15 protein-coding genes are annotated in these 16410 nt (G+C 56.0%); 6 read left to right on the forward strand and 9 right to left on the reverse strand.

What is annotated here, in order from left to right:
* Positions 1-4 precede the first annotated feature (4 nt).
* Complete coding sequence (ulaB, locus tag OTG14_RS15300) at positions 5-310, reverse strand: PTS ascorbate transporter subunit IIB (RefSeq protein ID WP_003856022.1); 306 nt, start codon at positions 308-310, stop codon at positions 5-7.
* A gap of 12 nt (positions 311-322) precedes the next feature.
* The gene (gene ulaA, locus OTG14_RS15305; protein ID WP_024907322.1) at positions 323-1723 is read right to left on the reverse strand and encodes a PTS ascorbate transporter subunit IIC; all 1401 of its coding nucleotides are present in this window, start codon (positions 1721-1723) and stop codon (positions 323-325) included.
* Between the two features lie 358 nt (positions 1724-2081).
* On the opposite strand from ulaA, the gene ulaG reads away from it, so the two are divergent.
* Together ulaG and ulaR are read left to right on the forward strand one after the other, a co-directional pair.
* Complete coding sequence (ulaG, locus tag OTG14_RS15310) at positions 2082-3146, forward strand: L-ascorbate 6-phosphate lactonase (RefSeq protein ID WP_010427455.1); 1065 nt, start codon at positions 2082-2084, stop codon at positions 3144-3146.
* Between the two features lie 110 nt (positions 3147-3256).
* A complete protein-coding gene (gene ulaR / locus OTG14_RS15315) occupies positions 3257-4012 on the forward strand; it encodes an HTH-type transcriptional regulator UlaR (RefSeq protein ID WP_024907324.1) in 756 nt (251 codons plus the stop codon).
* Here the strand turns inward: ulaR and yjfP are convergent.
* The gene (yjfP, locus tag OTG14_RS15320; protein WP_048989494.1) at positions 4009-4731 is read right to left on the reverse strand and encodes an esterase; all 723 of its coding nucleotides are present in this window, start codon (positions 4729-4731) and stop codon (positions 4009-4011) included. The two genes, ulaR and yjfP, sit on opposite strands and share 4 nt — an antisense overlap.
* Positions 4732-4868: 137 nt before the next feature.
* Between yjfP and bsmA the strand changes: the two genes are divergently transcribed.
* The 3 genes from bsmA to OTG14_RS15335 all read left to right on the forward strand — a co-directional run bounded on the left by bsmA (position 4869) and on the right by OTG14_RS15335 (position 7726).
* Positions 4869-5198, forward strand: coding sequence for a biofilm peroxide resistance protein BsmA (gene bsmA / locus OTG14_RS15325; RefSeq protein ID WP_024907326.1), 330 nt, complete (start codon positions 4869-4871; stop codon positions 5196-5198).
* Positions 5199-5334: 136 nt separating this feature from the next.
* Positions 5335-5622 carry a DUF1471 family protease activator YjfN gene (gene yjfN / locus OTG14_RS15330; protein ID WP_032645202.1) on the forward strand — a complete coding sequence of 96 codons (288 nt, stop codon included), beginning with the start codon at positions 5335-5337 and terminating at the stop codon, positions 5620-5622.
* 172 nt (positions 5623-5794) lie between these two features.
* On the forward strand, positions 5795-7726 hold the full coding sequence (locus tag OTG14_RS15335) for a methyl-accepting chemotaxis protein (protein WP_208763429.1): 1932 nt from the start codon (positions 5795-5797) through the stop codon (positions 7724-7726).
* Here OTG14_RS15335 and OTG14_RS15340 read toward each other — a convergent pair.
* On the reverse strand, positions 7723-9345 hold the full coding sequence (locus tag OTG14_RS15340) for an isovaleryl-CoA dehydrogenase (RefSeq protein ID WP_090419390.1): 1623 nt from the start codon (positions 9343-9345) through the stop codon (positions 7723-7725). The two genes, OTG14_RS15335 and OTG14_RS15340, sit on opposite strands and share 4 nt — an antisense overlap.
* 193 nt (positions 9346-9538) lie before the next feature.
* Here OTG14_RS15340 and OTG14_RS15345 point away from each other — a divergent pair, with 193 nt between their 5' ends.
* Complete coding sequence (locus tag OTG14_RS15345) at positions 9539-10813, forward strand: MFS transporter (RefSeq protein WP_024907329.1); 1275 nt, start codon at positions 9539-9541, stop codon at positions 10811-10813.
* Between the two features lie 90 nt (positions 10814-10903).
* Here OTG14_RS15345 and rlmB read toward each other — a convergent pair whose 3' ends face one another.
* From rlmB to OTG14_RS15370, 5 genes are all read right to left on the reverse strand, one after another.
* Positions 10904-11638, reverse strand: coding sequence for a 23S rRNA (guanosine(2251)-2'-O)-methyltransferase RlmB (gene rlmB / locus OTG14_RS15350; RefSeq protein ID WP_267215331.1), 735 nt, complete (start codon positions 11636-11638; stop codon positions 10904-10906).
* A 66-nt stretch (positions 11639-11704) separates the two neighbouring features.
* Positions 11705-14149, reverse strand: coding sequence for a ribonuclease R (rnr, locus tag OTG14_RS15355; protein WP_024907331.1), 2445 nt, complete (start codon positions 14147-14149; stop codon positions 11705-11707).
* A gap of 38 nt (positions 14150-14187) precedes the next feature.
* Positions 14188-14613 (reverse strand): nitric oxide-sensing transcriptional repressor NsrR, encoded by a 426-nt coding sequence (nsrR, locus tag OTG14_RS15360; protein ID WP_023334253.1) that lies wholly within the window; start codon positions 14611-14613, stop codon positions 14188-14190.
* 193 nt (positions 14614-14806) lie between these two features.
* Positions 14807-16105 carry an adenylosuccinate synthase gene (locus tag OTG14_RS15365; RefSeq protein WP_024907332.1) on the reverse strand — a complete coding sequence of 433 codons (1299 nt, stop codon included), beginning with the start codon at positions 16103-16105 and terminating at the stop codon, positions 14807-14809.
* Positions 16106-16209: 104 nt separating this feature from the next.
* The gene (locus OTG14_RS15370) at positions 16210-16407 is read right to left on the reverse strand and encodes a DUF2065 domain-containing protein (RefSeq protein WP_003855996.1); all 198 of its coding nucleotides are present in this window, start codon (positions 16405-16407) and stop codon (positions 16210-16212) included.
* Between the last annotated feature and the right edge of the window lie 3 nt (positions 16408-16410).

Genomic DNA, 16410 nt, shown 5'->3' on the forward strand with positions numbered 1-16410 from the left:
GTCCTTATTTCACGTCTTGTGGGAAGTGCTCTTTAATCACTTCCAGCAGTTTTGGTCCGAAATCCGCAGGCGAAAGCATGTTGCGCACGCCCACCACATATTTATTGCCCGACACGCTAATTTCGCCGGCGATATGGGTAGAGGCGATGATGATGTCCGCGCCGTTGAGTTCACTTTTGTATTCACCCACCGCGCAGCTGTTCACCGTGTGGTCGATGTTTGACTGGGTTAAAAACTGGTCCACTTTCATCTTCATGATCATGGAGCTGCCTTGCCCATTGCCACACACAGCCAGGATACGTACGGTCATAATCAAAACTCCTTAATGAGCAGAGACTTCTGCTGTTTGTTTTTCCGCATCTTCTTCAGCTCGCAGCGAACGGCCAGCGAAGAACATATAAGCCAGAGCAATCAGGATGATGACGGCCATAAAGACCACCCCGACGGAGGCAAAGCCCTGCATCATCGGCGGTGCCAGAATTGACCAGTCCGCCATGCCCATCCAGGCACTCATACCGGTGAGCTTCACCGCCCACACGCAACCAAAGATTTCCACCATGCCCATCACCAGGCAGATCTTGAGCGCCGCGCGCCAGCCGCCGAAGTGGTTAGCGAAGACGCCGATGGTGGCGTTGGAGAAGAACATCGGGATAAAGCCAGGAATAATCAGGATTGAGGAGCCGCAGCCGACCAGGATGCCCACCGCAATCAGCTGGCCGATGGTGCCCCACATAAAGCCCCAGACCACCGCGTTTGGCGCGAAGCTGTAGATAGCGGCACAGTCAATCGCCAGCACCGCGCCTGGGATCAGGCGCTGGGAAATACCGTTGAAGGCTTCCGACAGTTCGGCGACAAACATACGCACGCCCTGAGTGATGATGAAAATGGCCACCGCGAAGGAGAAGCCGGTCTGCAGGATATAAACCGTCCAGTGCGTTTTACCCGCCATCGCCTGAACAACGTCAATACCGAAGGAGAGCAGAATGGCGCCGAAGAAGATGGTCATCACAATCGCGGTTGAAACGATGTTGTCATGGAAAATATTCAGCCAGCCCGGCAGCTTGAGGTCTTCAACGCTCTCTTCTTTTTTGCCCAGGTACGGTGCAACTTTATAGGCAATCCAGGAGGCAAACTGCTGCTGATGGCCGATGGAGAAACCGCAGCCGTCAGTCACTTCCTGAGTAGGCTTGTACATCATGTTGGAGGTGATACCCCAGTAGAGCGAGACCAGCACCGCGGTGCAGATAATCGTGGTCCACATTGGGTAGCCGAAGATATAGAGAGAAACCGCGATCAGCCCCGCCTGCTGGAACATGATGTGGCCGGTGAGCATGATGGTGCGAATGCCGGTAATACGGCGTAGCAGAACGTAGATGATGTTCAGGGCCAGGGCGAGCAGTACCGCATACCCCACCCAGCTATAGGCATCACCCATGCGCTCGATGGTCGCCATCATTGAGGCGTAAGTGTCAGAGATGGCACCGTTGATGCCATACACTTCCGACATTTTGGCGACGACCGGCTTAAAGGTGCTGGTCAGAATGCCTGACCCCGCCTGCAACAGCATGAAACCGATAATGGTTTTGATGGTGCCTTTAATAATCACGCTGACGCTTTTGCGCAGCAGGATATAACCCAGACACGTCACGATACCCAGCAGCAGCGGGGCGTTGGTCATTACCTGATTAAAGAACACGGTAAAGACGTTGTAGAGGATCTCCATAACTCTCTCCAGAAATGAGAACACGAGGGGCAATCCCTGTGTGGTTGGTGCCATCACTCTATTAATCACAAATAATCACCACAAGATTGCATTTGATTATTTGTGACGTATCACGCAATTTATTTCCATGGTGTTAGTAATGATTTTCACTACCGTACATGAGAAATAAATTAACCTTTATAATTCATGCAATTAATTTTTAATGCTGGATAGTCTAACAAGGAATAAGTGCAGAGTACGTGAAGTTGCGCAGATAAAATTCCGCATTTTTGCCATTGCAAAGCGCATCAAATGGTGCCAGCATTAATCACAACAAATCACCATGTGATTACTTTTGATTAAACCAGGAGTCAAAACGATGAGTAAAGTGAACACCATCACCCGTGAGTCATGGATTCTGAGCACCTTCCCGGAGTGGGGCAGCTGGCTGAATGAAGAGATCGAGCAGGAACAGGTTGCTCCTGGCACGTTTGCAATGTGGTGGCTGGGCTGTACCGGTATCTGGCTGAAATCAGAAGGTGGTGCCAACATCTGCGTCGATTTCTGGTGCGGCACCGGCAAGCAGAGCCACGGCAACCCGCTGATGAAAAAAGGCCATCAGATGCAGCGCATGGCGGGCGTAGAAAAACTGCAGCCGAACCTGCGTACCACACCGTTTGTGCTCGATCCGTTTGCCATTCGCCAGATCGACGCCGTCCTTTCTACTCACGATCACAACGATCACATCGACGTGAACGTGGCGGCTGCGGTGATGCAAAACTGTGCTGACGATGTGCCGTTTATCGGGCCACAGACCTGCGTGGATCTGTGGATCGGCTGGGGCGTGCCGAAAGAGCGCTGCATCGTGATGAAGCCTGGGGACGTGGTGAAAATTAAAGATATTGAAATTCACGCGCTGGACGCCTTTGACCGTACAGCACTGATCACCCTGCCTGCCGATCAGAAAGCCGCGGGTGTACTGCCGGACGGTATGGATGAGCGCGCGGTTAACTATCTGTTTAAAACCCCTGGCGGCTCCCTGTACCACAGCGGCGACTCTCACTACTCCAACTACTACGCGAAGCACGGTAACGAGCATCAGATTGACGTGGCGCTGGGCTCCTACGGCGAGAACCCGCGCGGTATTACCGACAAAATGACCAGCGCCGACATGCTGCGCATGGCGGAAGCGCTGAATACCAAAGTGGTGATTCCGTTCCACCACGATATCTGGTCAAACTTCCAGGCCGATCCGCAGGAGATCCGCGTGCTGTGGGAAATGAAAAAAGACCGCCTGAAGTATGGCTTCAAGCCGTTCATCTGGCAGGTCGGCGGCAAGTTCACCTGGCCACTGGACAAAGATAATCTCGAATATCACTACCCACGTGGTTTCGATGATTGCTTCACCATTGAGCCAGACCTGCCGTTCAAGTCCTTCCTCTGATTGTGCAGCCACATCGCCAGACATGATGTCTGGCGATGTCATATTTCTTTTAGTAATTTCACGCTATTTCAAATATCATCTTTTCAAATCAATTCTTATCGGAATAGCTCATGACGGAAGCGCAACGGCATCAAATTCTCCTGGAACTCCTGGCGCAAACCGGGTTTATCACCGTCGAGAAAGTGATCGAACGTTTAGGCATCTCCCCGGCAACGGCGCGGCGGGATATCAACAAGCTGGATGAAAGCGGCAAGCTGAAAAAGGTCCGCAACGGCGCGGAAGCGATCAGCCAGCAGCGCCCTCGCTGGTCTCCGATGAATATTCATCAGGCGCAGAATCATGATGAAAAAGTGCGGATTGCCAGAGCCGCATCGCAGCTGGTGAATCCCGGCGAGAGCGTGGTCATCAACTGCGGCTCCACGGCGTTTCTGCTGGGCCGTGAAATGTGCGGCAAGCCGGTGCAAATCATCACCAACTACTTACCGCTCGCCAACTATCTCATCGACCAGGAGCATGAGAGCGTGGTGATCATGGGCGGGCAGTACAACAAAAGCCAGTCCATCACCCTTAGCCCTCAGGACAGCGAAAACAGTCTCTATGCCGGGCACTGGATGTTTACCAGTGGCAAAGGCCTGACGGCAGATGGCCTGTATAAAACCGATATGCTGACCGCGATGGCGGAGCAAAACATGCTTAACGTTGTGGGCAAGCTCGTTGTGCTGGTCGACAGCAGCAAAGTGGGCGAGCGCGCAGGGATGTTATTCAGCCGTGCCGAACAGATCGACATGGTGATCACCGGCAAAGGCGCCAACCCTGAGATCCTCCAGAAGCTGGAAGATCAGGGCGTAAAAGTGCTGCGCGTTTAAAGGTGCTGGCGGAAAAACGCTACCGTGGCATCCAGCGCCGTTGGCGTGATGCGGTGGCGGACGCCCGGTTCCCACAGACAGGTCAGATTACCGTCCAGTCCTGCATTCATTAACGCCTGCTGCAGGCGGAAGGTTCCCTCGGGCGGGACCACATCATCCGCGTCACCGTGCCACAGCAGCAGCGGGCGATCGGCCAGGCGCGGCAATGCCCGGGTCACTTCCCACTCTTCGAGCGTCGCGGTGATTTCTGCTAAATCCTGAGGGGGAAAGAGCGTCTTCGCCAGCGACGTAAAATAGCCCGAGCCCATCAGGCAGGCGACAGACTTCACTTCAGGATGATGCGTCATAATCCCCAGCGCCGTCATACCGCCCATCGACGCTCCAGCCACGGCCAGACGATTGTCGGCCACCAGCCCTGCCTCATACAGCGCATCGCGTAGCCCGGCAAACTCGGTCAGACTCCCGTGCAGAATGTGCCAGAACTGCCCAAGACGCGCCTGTTCGTTACCCAAAAAGCGTGCACCGTGGTCGGGTGCATCCGGCATCACTACCCGAAACCCCGCCTGCGCCAGCGCGACGGCAAAATAACTGTAAACCAGCTTCGATGAGGTAAACCCATGATAAAAAACCACAACAGGCAGCGGTTTATCACGTTTACCCGCTGGCATCGCGTGTAAAATTTCATGGTCGCCGAGGTGGCGTATTTCAATTTCAATCATTGTCGACCCTGTGCGAATGTATGATTCATAATGTTGAGAACTGGGTTACGCTTTCACGTCATTTTCATTCGAAATATACGTCCCAGATAACACTTCGGGAACATTCCCCCAAAACTAAATTCACAGACAACTACACTATGGCTATCAGGAAACGAGATATGGTTATGCGCAGGTTTGCTGCTTTATTGCTGGTGTTTCTGCTCAGTGGCTGTAGCGCGCTGCAGGGAACGCCGCAACCCGCTCCACCGGTCGCCGATCATCCGCAGGAGATTCGTCGTAATCAGACGGAAGGATTACAACGAATGGGCACCATCTCCGCGCTGGTTCGCGGCTCTCCGGATGACGCAGAAGCGGCAATAAAAGCACAGGCCGTCGCCGCCAAAGCAGATTATTACGTCATCATTATGATCGACGAAACCATCATAACGGGACAGTGGTATTCCCAGGCCATTTTGTACCGTAAATAATGGTTTACCTTTGAACGAGATTTACACTGCTTTGCGTCCATAGACATTTTCCTGTCCACAATAAACTCCATGCCCGCGTCAATGGAAGGGAGTTTATTTGCGAAGGATTGCCCGGCGGATACCGGATATATGTGAAATGGAGCTGACGATGAAACGAACTCTTGCTTTGACCTCACTGTTGCTCTCAGCAGGCCTGCTGAGCACCACCGCGCAGTCAGCAGAATTCGCCAGTGCTGATTGTGTGACTGGCCTGAATGAAATTGGCCAGATCTCCGTGAATAATATTTCGGGGAGCCCGCAAGACGTTGAACGTGTCGTGGCATTAAAGGCCGATGAGCAGGGTGCTTCATGGTATCGCATCATCCAGATGCAGGAAGATAACCATATCGACCACTGGCGGGTACAGGCCATTCTCTACGTGTAATCTCCCTCCTGATAAAAGCCACTTATTTTTAGTGGCTTTTCGTTTTTGCAAATTTTTTATCTTATAAAAAACAAATCAAGAACAATAAAATAACATTTTGTTACATTAAATCAGTAAACGTAATTCCCGCTCTGCCGTTGAAGAACCATACCTTTTCAATGATGAGCAATTTATGATCAACATTTTTCGCCGCGCAGGCCTGGGTGCGAAGCTGTCACTGCTTACCGGCGTCAGTGTCGCCACGCTGTTTCTGCTTTTCACTTTTCTGCTCAGTCAAAAAGCCAGCCAGCAGCTTGAAGCCCTTGCGGTAGAAGATCTGCATAATCAGTCCACCGGCATGGTCGACATGGTGCAAATGTTTAACACCAGCCTGAGTGAAGAGGTTGAGAGCTATACCCGTCTGTTCACCACCTTTTTACCGCAGCCCCTGAACATTGATGCTTCCCAAACCCAGACAATTAACGGGCTCAGCGTTCCGCTTCTGAAAGGCGGAGATACCGGGCTGCATGAAAACAACACGCTTTCGGACGCGTTCCTGAACCGTACGGGAGCCATTTCGACGCTGTTTGTACGCAGCGGTAACGACTTTGTTCGCGTAGCCACTTCCCTGCGTAAAGAGAACGGCGAGCGGGCAATGGGTACCGTTCTGGATAACGCCAGCCCGGCCTTTGCCGCCGTCAACAAAGGTGAAGTCTACCGCGGCCTGGCGCTGCTGTTTGGCAAACGCTACATCACCCAGTACCAGCCGGTTAAAAACGCCGAAGGACAGGTCATTGCGATCGTCTTTGTCGGGGTGGACATCACCCACTCCTGGAACGTCATGCGTGAGAAAATCCTCAACCGCCGCCTGGGCGAGAGCGGTCACTTCTTCGTGCTGGATCGCAGCAACGGCAAAACGCGCGGGCAATACCTTTTCCACGCCAGCGAAGAGGGAAAACTGCCGAAGTGGGACGACGCGACGCAGCAGCAGCTTCTGAGTAATAAACCCGGCACGCTGGAGCGCGTAAGCGACGACGGCCGCACGCTGAAAATGGCTTATACCCCGCTGCCAGGCTGGAACTGGACTATCGTGGGTGAAGTGGATAAATCGGTGCTGCTCTCAAGCGTCACCGCCATGCGCGACGGTTTCCTCCTCGCCGGTACGGCATTGTCCATCCTGTTTGCTGGCCTGTTCGTGGTCCTGATTCGCCGCGTGCTGACCCGACCACTGCGCAATGTGATCCATCTTGCCCGGCAATATGCCGCAGGGGATCTCCGTTCCAGCCTGCCCGTGACGCGTCAGGACGAAGTCGGCCAGCTGATCGACGCCATCAACGGCATCGGTGGCGGCCTGCAAAAAATTGTCCTGCAGGTCCGCGAGGCCGCAGGTGAGATCCATTCAGGCACCAACGCGCTAGCCGCCGATACGGGCGAAATTTCAGAGCAGATCAACAAGCAGGCCAGCAGCGTGGAAGAGACCTCCGCCAGCATGGAGCAGCTGGCCGCCACCGTACAGCAAAATGCCGCCAACATGGAGCAAACGCAGCAGCTGGTGGGTGAAACCTCGCTCGCGGTTCATCAGGGCGGTGAGACGGTCACCCACGCGGTGTCGACCATGGACGACATTCGCGAAGCGTCAAAACGCATCGCAGACATCACGCGCGTGATCGAGTCCATTGCTTTCCAGACCAATATCCTGGCGCTGAATGCGGCCGTGGAAGCGGCTCGCGCGGGCGAGCACGGTAAAGGGTTTGCGGTCGTCGCGCAGGAAGTTCGCGCCCTGGCGGGACGCAGCGCTAACGCGGTGAAGGAGATTGAACAGCTGATTGGCGATACGCTCAGAAAAGTCAGTGAGGGTCATGCGCTGTCTGAACAGACGCGCCTGGCGATGGATGACATCATCATTCATATCGATAACATCAGCCAGCTGGTCACCGAGATTAACCATGCCTCACGCGAGCAGTCCGCCGGAATCGGTCAGGTGAACCTCGCCATGACCCACATTGGCGAAGCGTCGCATATCAATGCCGATCGCATCTCACGCAGCGAACAAACGGCTCAAACGCTGCGCGAGAAGGGTTCACACCTGGCTCAACTGGTGAGTCTGTTCCAGCTAAAAGGCTAGCCGACTCTGCCCGTCGCACGCAGCAGCAGGTCACTTTGCACCTGCTCGCTCATCACCGTTCCGCCACGGGTATCCAGCATCATGCGGCACCACGCCTGCGCCACCGGAGGCGATGCGTGCCGCAGCATTTCGCTCCCGGCACTCAGCAGGAAAAGCTGCTGGGCGATCTCCCGCCCCTGCGCCTCCTGCGGTTTACGCAGTTTTTGCTGAAGCTGTCGCCAGCTGCGGTCGAAGTGTCTGTCCTGCCCTTTTACCTGCGCAAACTCATCGGCAAGCCGATCGTGTATACCCGGCTGCTTCGCCAGCACGCGCAGCACGTCCAGGCACATGATGTTCCCGGACCCTTCCCAGATGCTGTTCACCGGCATCTCGCGATACAGGCGGGGAAGTTCGCTCTCCTCGCAGTACCCGACTCCGCCCAGCACCTCCATCGCTTCAGCGACAAACGGGATGCCCGCTTTACACACGCTAAATTTCGCGGCCGGGGTAAACAGCCGCGCCCATGCCGCCTCCTGCGGATCCGCGCGTTTATCCCACGCCCGCGCCAGGCGGAACAGCAGCGCCGTTTGCCCCTCCAGCACCAGCGCCATCCGGCTTAGCACTTCGCGCATGAGCGGCTGATCGATAAGATTTTTGCCGAAGGTCTGGCGCTGATGCGCATGGTACAGCGCCACGGAGAGCGCACGGCGCATCAGTCCGTGGCTGCCCAGCGCGCAGTCAAAGCGCGTCAGGCCGCCCATTTTGAGGATCTGCCGTACCCCTTCGCCTTCTTCCCCCAGCAGCCAGCCGGAGGCATCAAGGAATTCCACCTCGCTGCTGGCGTTGGAGCGGTTCCCGAGCTTGTCCTTAAGGCGCTCCAGCCGGACGGCGTTGTGCTGCCCGTCAGGTAAAAAGCGCGGCACAAAAAAGCAGGATAGTCCGCCCTTCGCCTGCGCCAGCACGAGATGCGCATCGCTTTGCGGGACGGAGAAAAACCATTTATGTCCCACCAGCCTATAACTGCCGTCGCTGCATTTTTCCGCTTTAGTGGTGTTGCTGAGCACGTCTGAGCCGCCCTGCTTTTCCGTCATCCCCATACCGATCAGCAGGCCGCGCTTTTGCGCGCCGGGCGCAAGATGAGGATCGTAGCGATCGCTGAGCAGCGGCGTCAGCCAGTCGTGAAAGGGTTTGGGGAGCGCCTGCTGCAGGAGCGGTGTCGCGGCAAACGTCATGGTGACAGGGCACAGCGTGCCCGCCTCCACCTGAGCATGAAGCACAAAGCGTGCGGCCCGCGCGACAAACGCCCCTTTACGCACCTCCTCTTCCCACGCCAGGTTATGCACGCGGTTGGCACACAGGCCCTGCATCAGCAGGTGCCATGCCGGGTGAAAGCGGACGTCATCCAGCCGCTCCCCGGTGGCGTCATAGCGAAGCAACTCCGGCGGATTCACGTTCGCCAGCCTGCCCAGCTCCAGCGACTCCGCCGTACCCAGCTGCTGACCAATGCTGGCGAGGAGTTCGATATCCCACTCGGCCCCTTCACGCGAGACCGCATCGCGCAGGGCGCAGTCGGAGAGGAAAAGGTTACTGTTGGAAAGCGGTGCAGGTTGATTGAAAACGGTATGGGTCTGCCAGTGCATGCTGTCTCCCTCCTTCAGTGGCAATGACGATAAGTATGGACAGACCGCGCACACGCTGCATGGGAGGGGAGTCACACGTTCACGATCCCGCTGATATCATTCGTGAAATAGCTCACAGAACATAAGAATAAACTATTTCATGACTTCGCTTTTGTTGAATAATTTATTCTTACCCTTTTCAGTGAGGATCGTTATGCAACCGGATGCGCACAAGCGAGCATTAATTGCAGGCTCCATTGGTAACTTTATCGAGTGGTATGAGTTTGCGGTCTACGGTTTTCTGGCGACCGTCATTGCGAAAAACTTCTTCCAGCTTGAAGGGGAAGCGGGGCTCACCAGCCTGATCCTCACCTACGCCTCGTTTGCCATCGCCTTCTTCTTCCGCCCGCTGGGTGCGGTGGTGTTTGGCCGCATCGGCGACCGGATTGGCCGTAAGCCGACGCTCATTATTGTGCTGGTGCTGATGACGCTCGCTACCGCCGCCATCGGCATTGTGCCGGTCTATGCCAGCATCGGGATTGCCGCGCCGCTCATTATTACGCTGCTGCGCATCCTGCAGGGACTTTTCGCGGGCGGTGAGTACGGCGGCGCGGTCTCGCTGATGACGGAGTTTGCCCCGCGCGGCAAGCGTGGGCTCTATGGCGCGTGGCAGTCCTTTACCGTGGCGCTGGGGCTGTTAGCAGGCGCAGGCATCGTGGCGCTGCTCTCTGCCCTCCTCACGCCGGAAGCCCTGCACGACTGGGGCTGGCGCATTCCTTTCTTCCTGGCGCTGCCCATGGGCGTCGTTGCGCTGTGGCTTCGTGTCAGTATGGAAGAGACACCCAGCTTTGTGCAGCAGCAGGATAAACCGGTTATCGCTCAGGCGGATACTGCCGCCACGCTCCGGGCCATCGTGATGGGGATTGGGCGCGTAATGGTCTGGTCTGCAGCGGGGTACACTTACCTGGTGATTATGCCGACCTATCTGCAGTCGGCGCTGCATACCGGGTTTAACCAGGCGCTGCTTATAGCGGTGATTTCGAATATTGGTTTTGCACTCACCATCATTCCGTCGGGGATCCTGAGCGATAGGATCGGGCGTCGCAGGGTGATGATTATCGCCACCGCGCTGCTGCTGATCCTCGCCCTGCCGCTGCTGAAAATTCTTCAGGCAGAGTCGAGTACGCTGGCGGTGAAGGCTGTTGTGGTGTTGATTGCGGGCGGTCTGGTCGGGATGCTGGCAGGGCCAGGCCCGGCGATGCTATCTGAGATGTTCCCGACGCGCGTGCGCTATACGGGGCTGGGGCTGGCCTACTCGTTGTCGAACGCGATTTTCTCAGGCTGTGCGGGGTTAATTATTACCGGGCTGATTAAGCAGACGGGTAACCTGGATATTCCGGCGTACTACGTGATGGCGACGGCGGTGGTGAGTATTTTCGCGCTGATGACGCTGCGGAAGGATGACCATTTGCGGTCGTTAGAGGAGTGAGTTTGTCACCGTCTGGTGCCCTCACCCCGGCCCTCTCCCACGGGGAGAGGGAGAAAACACAAAAGGCCGTCCTGTGGACGGCCTTGCTGTTTATTCTCCCCGCTGACGCACCGCTTCAAACAGGCAGATGCCCGTCGCAACAGAAACGTTCAGGGACGACACGCTGCCCGCCATTGGGATGCTGATCAGCTCGTCACAGTGCTCGCGGGTCAGACGACGCATGCCTTCACCTTCCGCCCCCATCACCAGCGCCAGACGGCCGGTCATTTTGCTCTGGTACAGAGTATGATCCGCTTCACCGGCGGTACCGACGATCCAGATGTTCTCTTCCTGCAGCAGACGCATGGTGCGCGCCAGGTTGGTCACGCGGATCAGCGGAACGTTTTCCGCCGCGCCGCAGGCCACTTTCTTCGCCGTTGCGTTCAGCTGCGCGGAGCGATCTTTCGGCACGATCACCGCATGCACGCCCGCCGCATCGGCGCTACGCAGGCACGCGCCGAGGTTGTGCGGATCGGTAACGCCATCGAGGATCAGGAAGAACGGATTATCCAGCCCAGCGATCAGATCCGGCAGATCGTTTTCCTGATACTGACGGCCCGGCTTCACGCGGGCAATAATGCCCTGGTGAACCGCACCTTCACTTTTCTCATCCAGGAACTGGCGGTTCGCCAGTTGGGTCACCACGCCCTGCGCTTCCAGGGCGTGGATCAGCGGCATCAGACGCTTATCTTCACGCCCTTTCAGAATAAACACTTCCTGAAAACGCTCCGGTGCGCGCTCGAGAAGGGCCTGCACCGCGTGGATGCCGTAAATCATTTCACTCATTGATGGTTCTCGTAATAAGTATTTCCCCTCTCCCGGTTAGGGAGAGGGTCAGGGTGCGGGGAGACTTTACTCCGCCTGCTTTTTCTTGGCCGCGCGCTTCGCTTTGGTGGCGGCCGCTATTTTCTGTGTCTTCGCGGACGGTTTCTTCGCTGAACGGGCTTCTTTCTTCGCCGCCTTCGGCTTCTGTTTCTTCTCGCCGCGGAACGCGCTGTCCGGCTCGAAGTTTACCTTCTTGCCCGCCTGACGACGTTTACCGCCGCCCGGTTTACCGTTACCGGTTTTTTTCGCCCTTTCACGTTCGGTTTTCCCGACGTTACGCGGCGCACGCTCGCTGGAGATCAGGCTGAAGTCGATTTTACGATCGTCCATATTCACGGCTTCGACCTTCACTTCCACACGGTCGCCCAGACGATAGGTCTGGCCGCCAGATTCGCCAATCAGGCGCTGACCCACCTGGTCGAAGCGATAGTAGTCGTTATCCAGGCTGGAGACGTGCACCAGACCGTCGATGAACAGCTCGTCCAGACGAACGAAGAAACCAAAGCCGGTCACGCTGGCAATCACGCCTTTAAAGACGTTACCCACCTGATCGAGCATAAAGTCACACTTCAGCCAGTCCGCCACGTCACGTGTTGCTTCATCAGCACGACGTTCGGTCATGGAGCAGTGCTGACCCAGCTGCAGCATCTCTTCCATCGAATAGTGGTAGCCACCGGTTTCGGTGGTGTTCCCTTTATGGCCCTGCTCCTGCGCCAGCAGATACTTGATCGCACGGTGCAGAGAGAGGTCAGGATAGCGACGGATCGGCGAGGTAAAGTGGGCGTAAGACTGCAGCGCCAGGCCGAAGTGACCGCGGTTTTCCGGATCGTAAATCGCCTGCTTCATTGAGCGCAGCAGCATCGTCTGCAGCATTTCTGCGTCAGGACGGTCGCCAATGGACTCCAGCAGCTCGGCGTAATCGCGCGGCTCTGGCTTGTTACCGCCAGGCAGTTCCAGACCCAGTTCGGCCAGCACGGAGCGGAACGCGGTGATGGCTTCCGTCGACGGTTTATCGTGAATACGGAACAGCGCAGGCTCTTTGGCTTTCTCGACGAATCGTGCCGCCGAGATGTTCGCCAGAATCATACACTCTTCGATCAGCTTGTGCGCATCGTTACGCTGGGTCTGCTCGATACGCTCAATGCGGCGTTCCGCGTTGAAAATGAATTTCGCTTCTTCACTCTCAAAGGAGATCCCGCCGCGCTCTTCGCGCGCCTGATCCAGCGTTTTGTAGAGGTTATGCAGCTCTTCGATGTGTTTAACCAGCGGCGCGTACTGTTCGCGCAGATCCTGGTCGCCCTGCAGCATATGCCAGACCTTGGTATAGGTCAGACGCGCGTGCGAGCTCATCACCGCTTCGTAGAACTTGTAGCCGGTTAAGCGCCCTTTGGTGGAGATGGTCATCTCGCAAACCATACAGAGGCGGTCAACCTGCGGGTTCAGGGAGCACAGGCCGTTAGACAGCACTTCCGGCAGCATCGGCACGACCTGGGACGGGAAGTAGACCGAGGTACCGCGGCTGCGCGCTTCGTTATCCAGCGGAGTGTGCGGACGAACATAGTAGCTTACGTCTGCAATAGCGACCCACAGGCGCCAGCCGCCGCCGCGTTTTTTCTCGCAGTAGACGGCGTCATCGAAGTCGCGGGCGTCTTCACCGTCGATAGTGACCAGCGGCAGGGCGCGCAGATCCACGCGGCCCACCTTGGACTCTTCCGGGACTTCTTCGCGCAGGCTTTCGATCTGCTCTTCAACCGCTTTCGGCCAGATGTACGGAATTTCATGGGTACGCAGCGCCATATCAACGGCCATTGTGGTGCCCATGTTGTCGCCAAGCACTTCGACGATTTTACCTACCGCTTTAGTGCGACGGGTTGGGCGCTGGGTGAGTTCCACCACCACAACAAAGCCCATGCGGGCGCCCATCACCTCTTCAGGTGGGATCAGAATGTCGAAGCTCAGACGGCTGTCGTCCGGCACCACGAAGCCCACGCCCGCGTCGGTAAAGTAGCGGCCAACGATCTGGCTGGTTTTTGGCACCAGAACGCGTACCACGCGCGCTTCGCGGCGACCTTTACGGTCAGCGCCCAGCGGCTGCGCCAGGATCTGGTCGCCGTGAATGCACATTTTCATCTGTTCAGATGAGAGATACAGATCGTCTTTACGGCCTTCCACGCGCAGGAAGCCGAAGCCATCGCGGTGACCAATGACGGTCCCTTTCAGCAGGTCGAGGCGTTCTGGCAGCGCGTAGCACTGGCGGCGGGTAAAGACCAGCTGCCCGTCACGCTCCATTGCGCGCAGGCGGCGGCGAAGGGCTTCAATTTGCTCTTCACCTTCAATGTTCAGTTCAACGGCAAGTTCTTCACGATTGGCGGGTTTTTCGCGTTTTGTTAAGTGTTCAATGATGAACTCGCGGCTGGGAATAGGATTCGCGTATTTTTCGGCTTCGCGTTCCTGGAAAGGATCATGTGACATGTCGGTTCCTCCGTTGTCAGCTCCGGTGGAAATTTTCTTCATTCCACCAGCAATAATTTATAAAGCGGTTGATTCTCTTCAACCAAATCGGCCAGCGTGTAGTTATCCAGTTCCATGAGAAAACTTTGCACGGCCTTTGAAAGCGCCTTTTTCAGGCGGCAAGCGGGCGTGATGTGGCAGAACTCGCTGCTGCAGTTCACCAGAGACAGCGGCTCCAGTTCACGTACCACATCGCCCACACGAATACTCTGTGCCGGTTTACCGAGACGGATCCCACCATTCTTCCCGCGGACGGCAGCAACGTACCCGGCACGACTAAGTTGATTGATTATTTTGACCATATGATTACGGGATACGCCGTAGACCTCTGTAACTTCAGAGATACTGGTCATCTTCCCCTCGGGTAACGACGCCATGTAAATCAGCGCACGTAAGCCGTAATCGGTGAAACTTGTTAACTGCACATCAACCTCAGGAAAAAAGGGAAAACGCGGTCAAACCGCAGAGATATTCATTAATGATGATAAACCAGCCAGATAGTTAGCGGCTAATTTATTTGACAGACGGGGCGAAAAAGCGGAGATCCAGGAGCGTTCGCCGGATGGCGCTACGCTTATCTGGCCTACGGGTCCCCCCGCAGGCCAGCATTCACGAAGATTATGCGTCGAACGGGTCGCGCAGGATCATCGTTTCAGTACGATCCGGGCCGGTAGAAATAATATCGATCGGCACTTCGGTCAGTTCTTCAATACGCTTGATGTAATCCAGCGCCGCCTGCGGCAGGCCGCTACGCTCTTTCACACCGAAAGTGGTCTCAGACCAGCCCGGCATGGTTTCGTAGATTGGCTCAATGCCTTCCCAGTCGTCAGCTGCCAGCGGAGTGGTGGTCACTTCGCGGCCGTCTGGCATACGGTAGCCTACGCAGATTTTCACTTCTTTCAGGCCGTCCAGTACGTCCAGCTTGGTCAGGCAGAAGCCAGAGAGGGAGTTGATCTGCACTGCACGACGTACTGCAACCGCATCCAGCCAGCCGGTACGACGACGACGACCGGTGGTCGCGCCAAACTCGTTACCTTGCTTGCACAGGAACTCGCCGGTTTCATCAAACAGCTCGGTCGGGAATGGACCCGCACCCACGCGAGTGGAGTACGCTTTGATGATGCCCAGAACGTAATCCACATAACGTGGACCCAGGCCAGAGCCGGTCGCCACGCCACCTGCAGTGGTGTTAGAGGAGGTGACGTACGGATAGGTACCGTGGTCGATGTCCAGCAGCGTACCCTGCGCGCCTTCGAACATGACGAAATCGCCACGCTTGCGCGCCTGGTCCAGCAAATCGGACACATCAACAACCATACCGGTCAGAATGTCAGCAATCGCCATGACGTCATCCAGCACTTTCTGGTAGTCAACAGCGTCAGCTTTGTAGAAGTTCACCAGCTGGAAGTTGTGATATTCCATCACTTCTTTCAGTTTTTCAGCGAAGGTTGCTTTGTCGAAGAGGTCACCTACGCGCAGACCGCGGCGTGCAACTTTATCTTCGTAAGCCGGGCCGATGCCACGACCGGTGGTACCGATCGCTTTCGCACCGCGCGCTTTCTCACGCGCGACGTCCAGCGCCACGTGATAATCCAGGATCAGCGGGCAGGCTTCGGAGAGCAGCAGACGCTCACGAACAGGGATACCACGGTCTTCCAGACCTTTCATCTCTTTCATCAGCGCAGCAGGAGACAGCACAACGCCGTTACCGATGATGCTGGTGACGTTATCACGAAGAATGCCTGATGGAATAAGATGGAGGACGGTTTTTTCACCGTTGATTACGAGAGTATGGCCTGCGTTGTGACCGCCCTGGTAGCGTACAACATATTTAGCCCGTTCAGTCAGAAGATCAACAATCTTCCCTTTACCTTCGTCACCCCATTGGGTGCCCAGTACGACGACGTTGTTACCCATTTTTTTCAAAATCACCGTTTGCTTAAAAATGGATTCTACCATCGCTTTTTCAGATATACAGCACTTTTTGACCTCAAAATACGCCGATTGCGCCTACTTTTTGATCAGCCAATCGTTTTCCTCAACATGTAGTAGATCACGATGCCCGCAACCACAAGACCACCGCCAAAACGACGCAAAATATTATCCGGCAGTTGGCTCATCGTGGCGATCATTCGACGCCAGGCGCGTGGATAGAGCATCGGTCCAAGGCCTTCCAGCACCAGGACCAAAGCCAGTGCGAGCCAGATCGTTGAATTCATTTT

Source organism: Enterobacter pseudoroggenkampii, assembly GCF_026420145.1.
In the GTDB taxonomy this organism is placed as follows: Bacteria; Pseudomonadota; Gammaproteobacteria; order Enterobacterales; family Enterobacteriaceae; genus Enterobacter; species Enterobacter pseudoroggenkampii.

Bases quoted from the DNA above. Each gene is read 5' to 3' on its own strand.
- ulaB (WP_003856022.1), bottom strand. From the start codon at position 310: ATGACCGTACGTATCCTGGCTGTGTGTGGCAATGGGCAAGGCAGCTCC.
- ulaA (WP_024907322.1), bottom strand. From the start codon at position 1,723: ATGGAGATCCTCTACAACGTCTTTACCGTGTTCTTTAATCAGGTAATG.
- ulaG (WP_010427455.1), top strand. From the start codon at position 2,082: ATGAGTAAAGTGAACACCATCACCCGTGAGTCATGGATTCTGAGCACC.
- ulaR (WP_024907324.1), top strand. From the start codon at position 3,257: ATGACGGAAGCGCAACGGCATCAAATTCTCCTGGAACTCCTGGCGCAA.
- yjfP (WP_048989494.1), bottom strand. From the start codon at position 4,731: ATGATTGAAATTGAAATACGCCACCTCGGCGACCATGAAATTTTACAC.
- bsmA (WP_024907326.1), top strand. From the start codon at position 4,869: ATGGCTATCAGGAAACGAGATATGGTTATGCGCAGGTTTGCTGCTTTA.
- yjfN (WP_032645202.1), top strand. From the start codon at position 5,335: ATGGAGCTGACGATGAAACGAACTCTTGCTTTGACCTCACTGTTGCTC.
- OTG14_RS15335 (WP_208763429.1), top strand. From the start codon at position 5,795: ATGATCAACATTTTTCGCCGCGCAGGCCTGGGTGCGAAGCTGTCACTG.
- OTG14_RS15340 (WP_090419390.1), bottom strand. From the start codon at position 9,345: ATGCACTGGCAGACCCATACCGTTTTCAATCAACCTGCACCGCTTTCC.
- OTG14_RS15345 (WP_024907329.1), top strand. From the start codon at position 9,539: ATGCAACCGGATGCGCACAAGCGAGCATTAATTGCAGGCTCCATTGGT.
- rlmB (WP_267215331.1), bottom strand. From the start codon at position 11,638: ATGAGTGAAATGATTTACGGCATCCACGCGGTGCAGGCCCTTCTCGAG.
- rnr (WP_024907331.1), bottom strand. From the start codon at position 14,149: ATGTCACATGATCCTTTCCAGGAACGCGAAGCCGAAAAATACGCGAAT.
- OTG14_RS15365 (WP_024907332.1), bottom strand. From the start codon at position 16,105: ATGGGTAACAACGTCGTCGTACTGGGCACCCAATGGGGTGACGAAGGT.
- OTG14_RS15370 (WP_003855996.1), bottom strand. From the start codon at position 16,407: ATGAATTCAACGATCTGGCTCGCACTGGCTTTGGTCCTGGTGCTGGAA.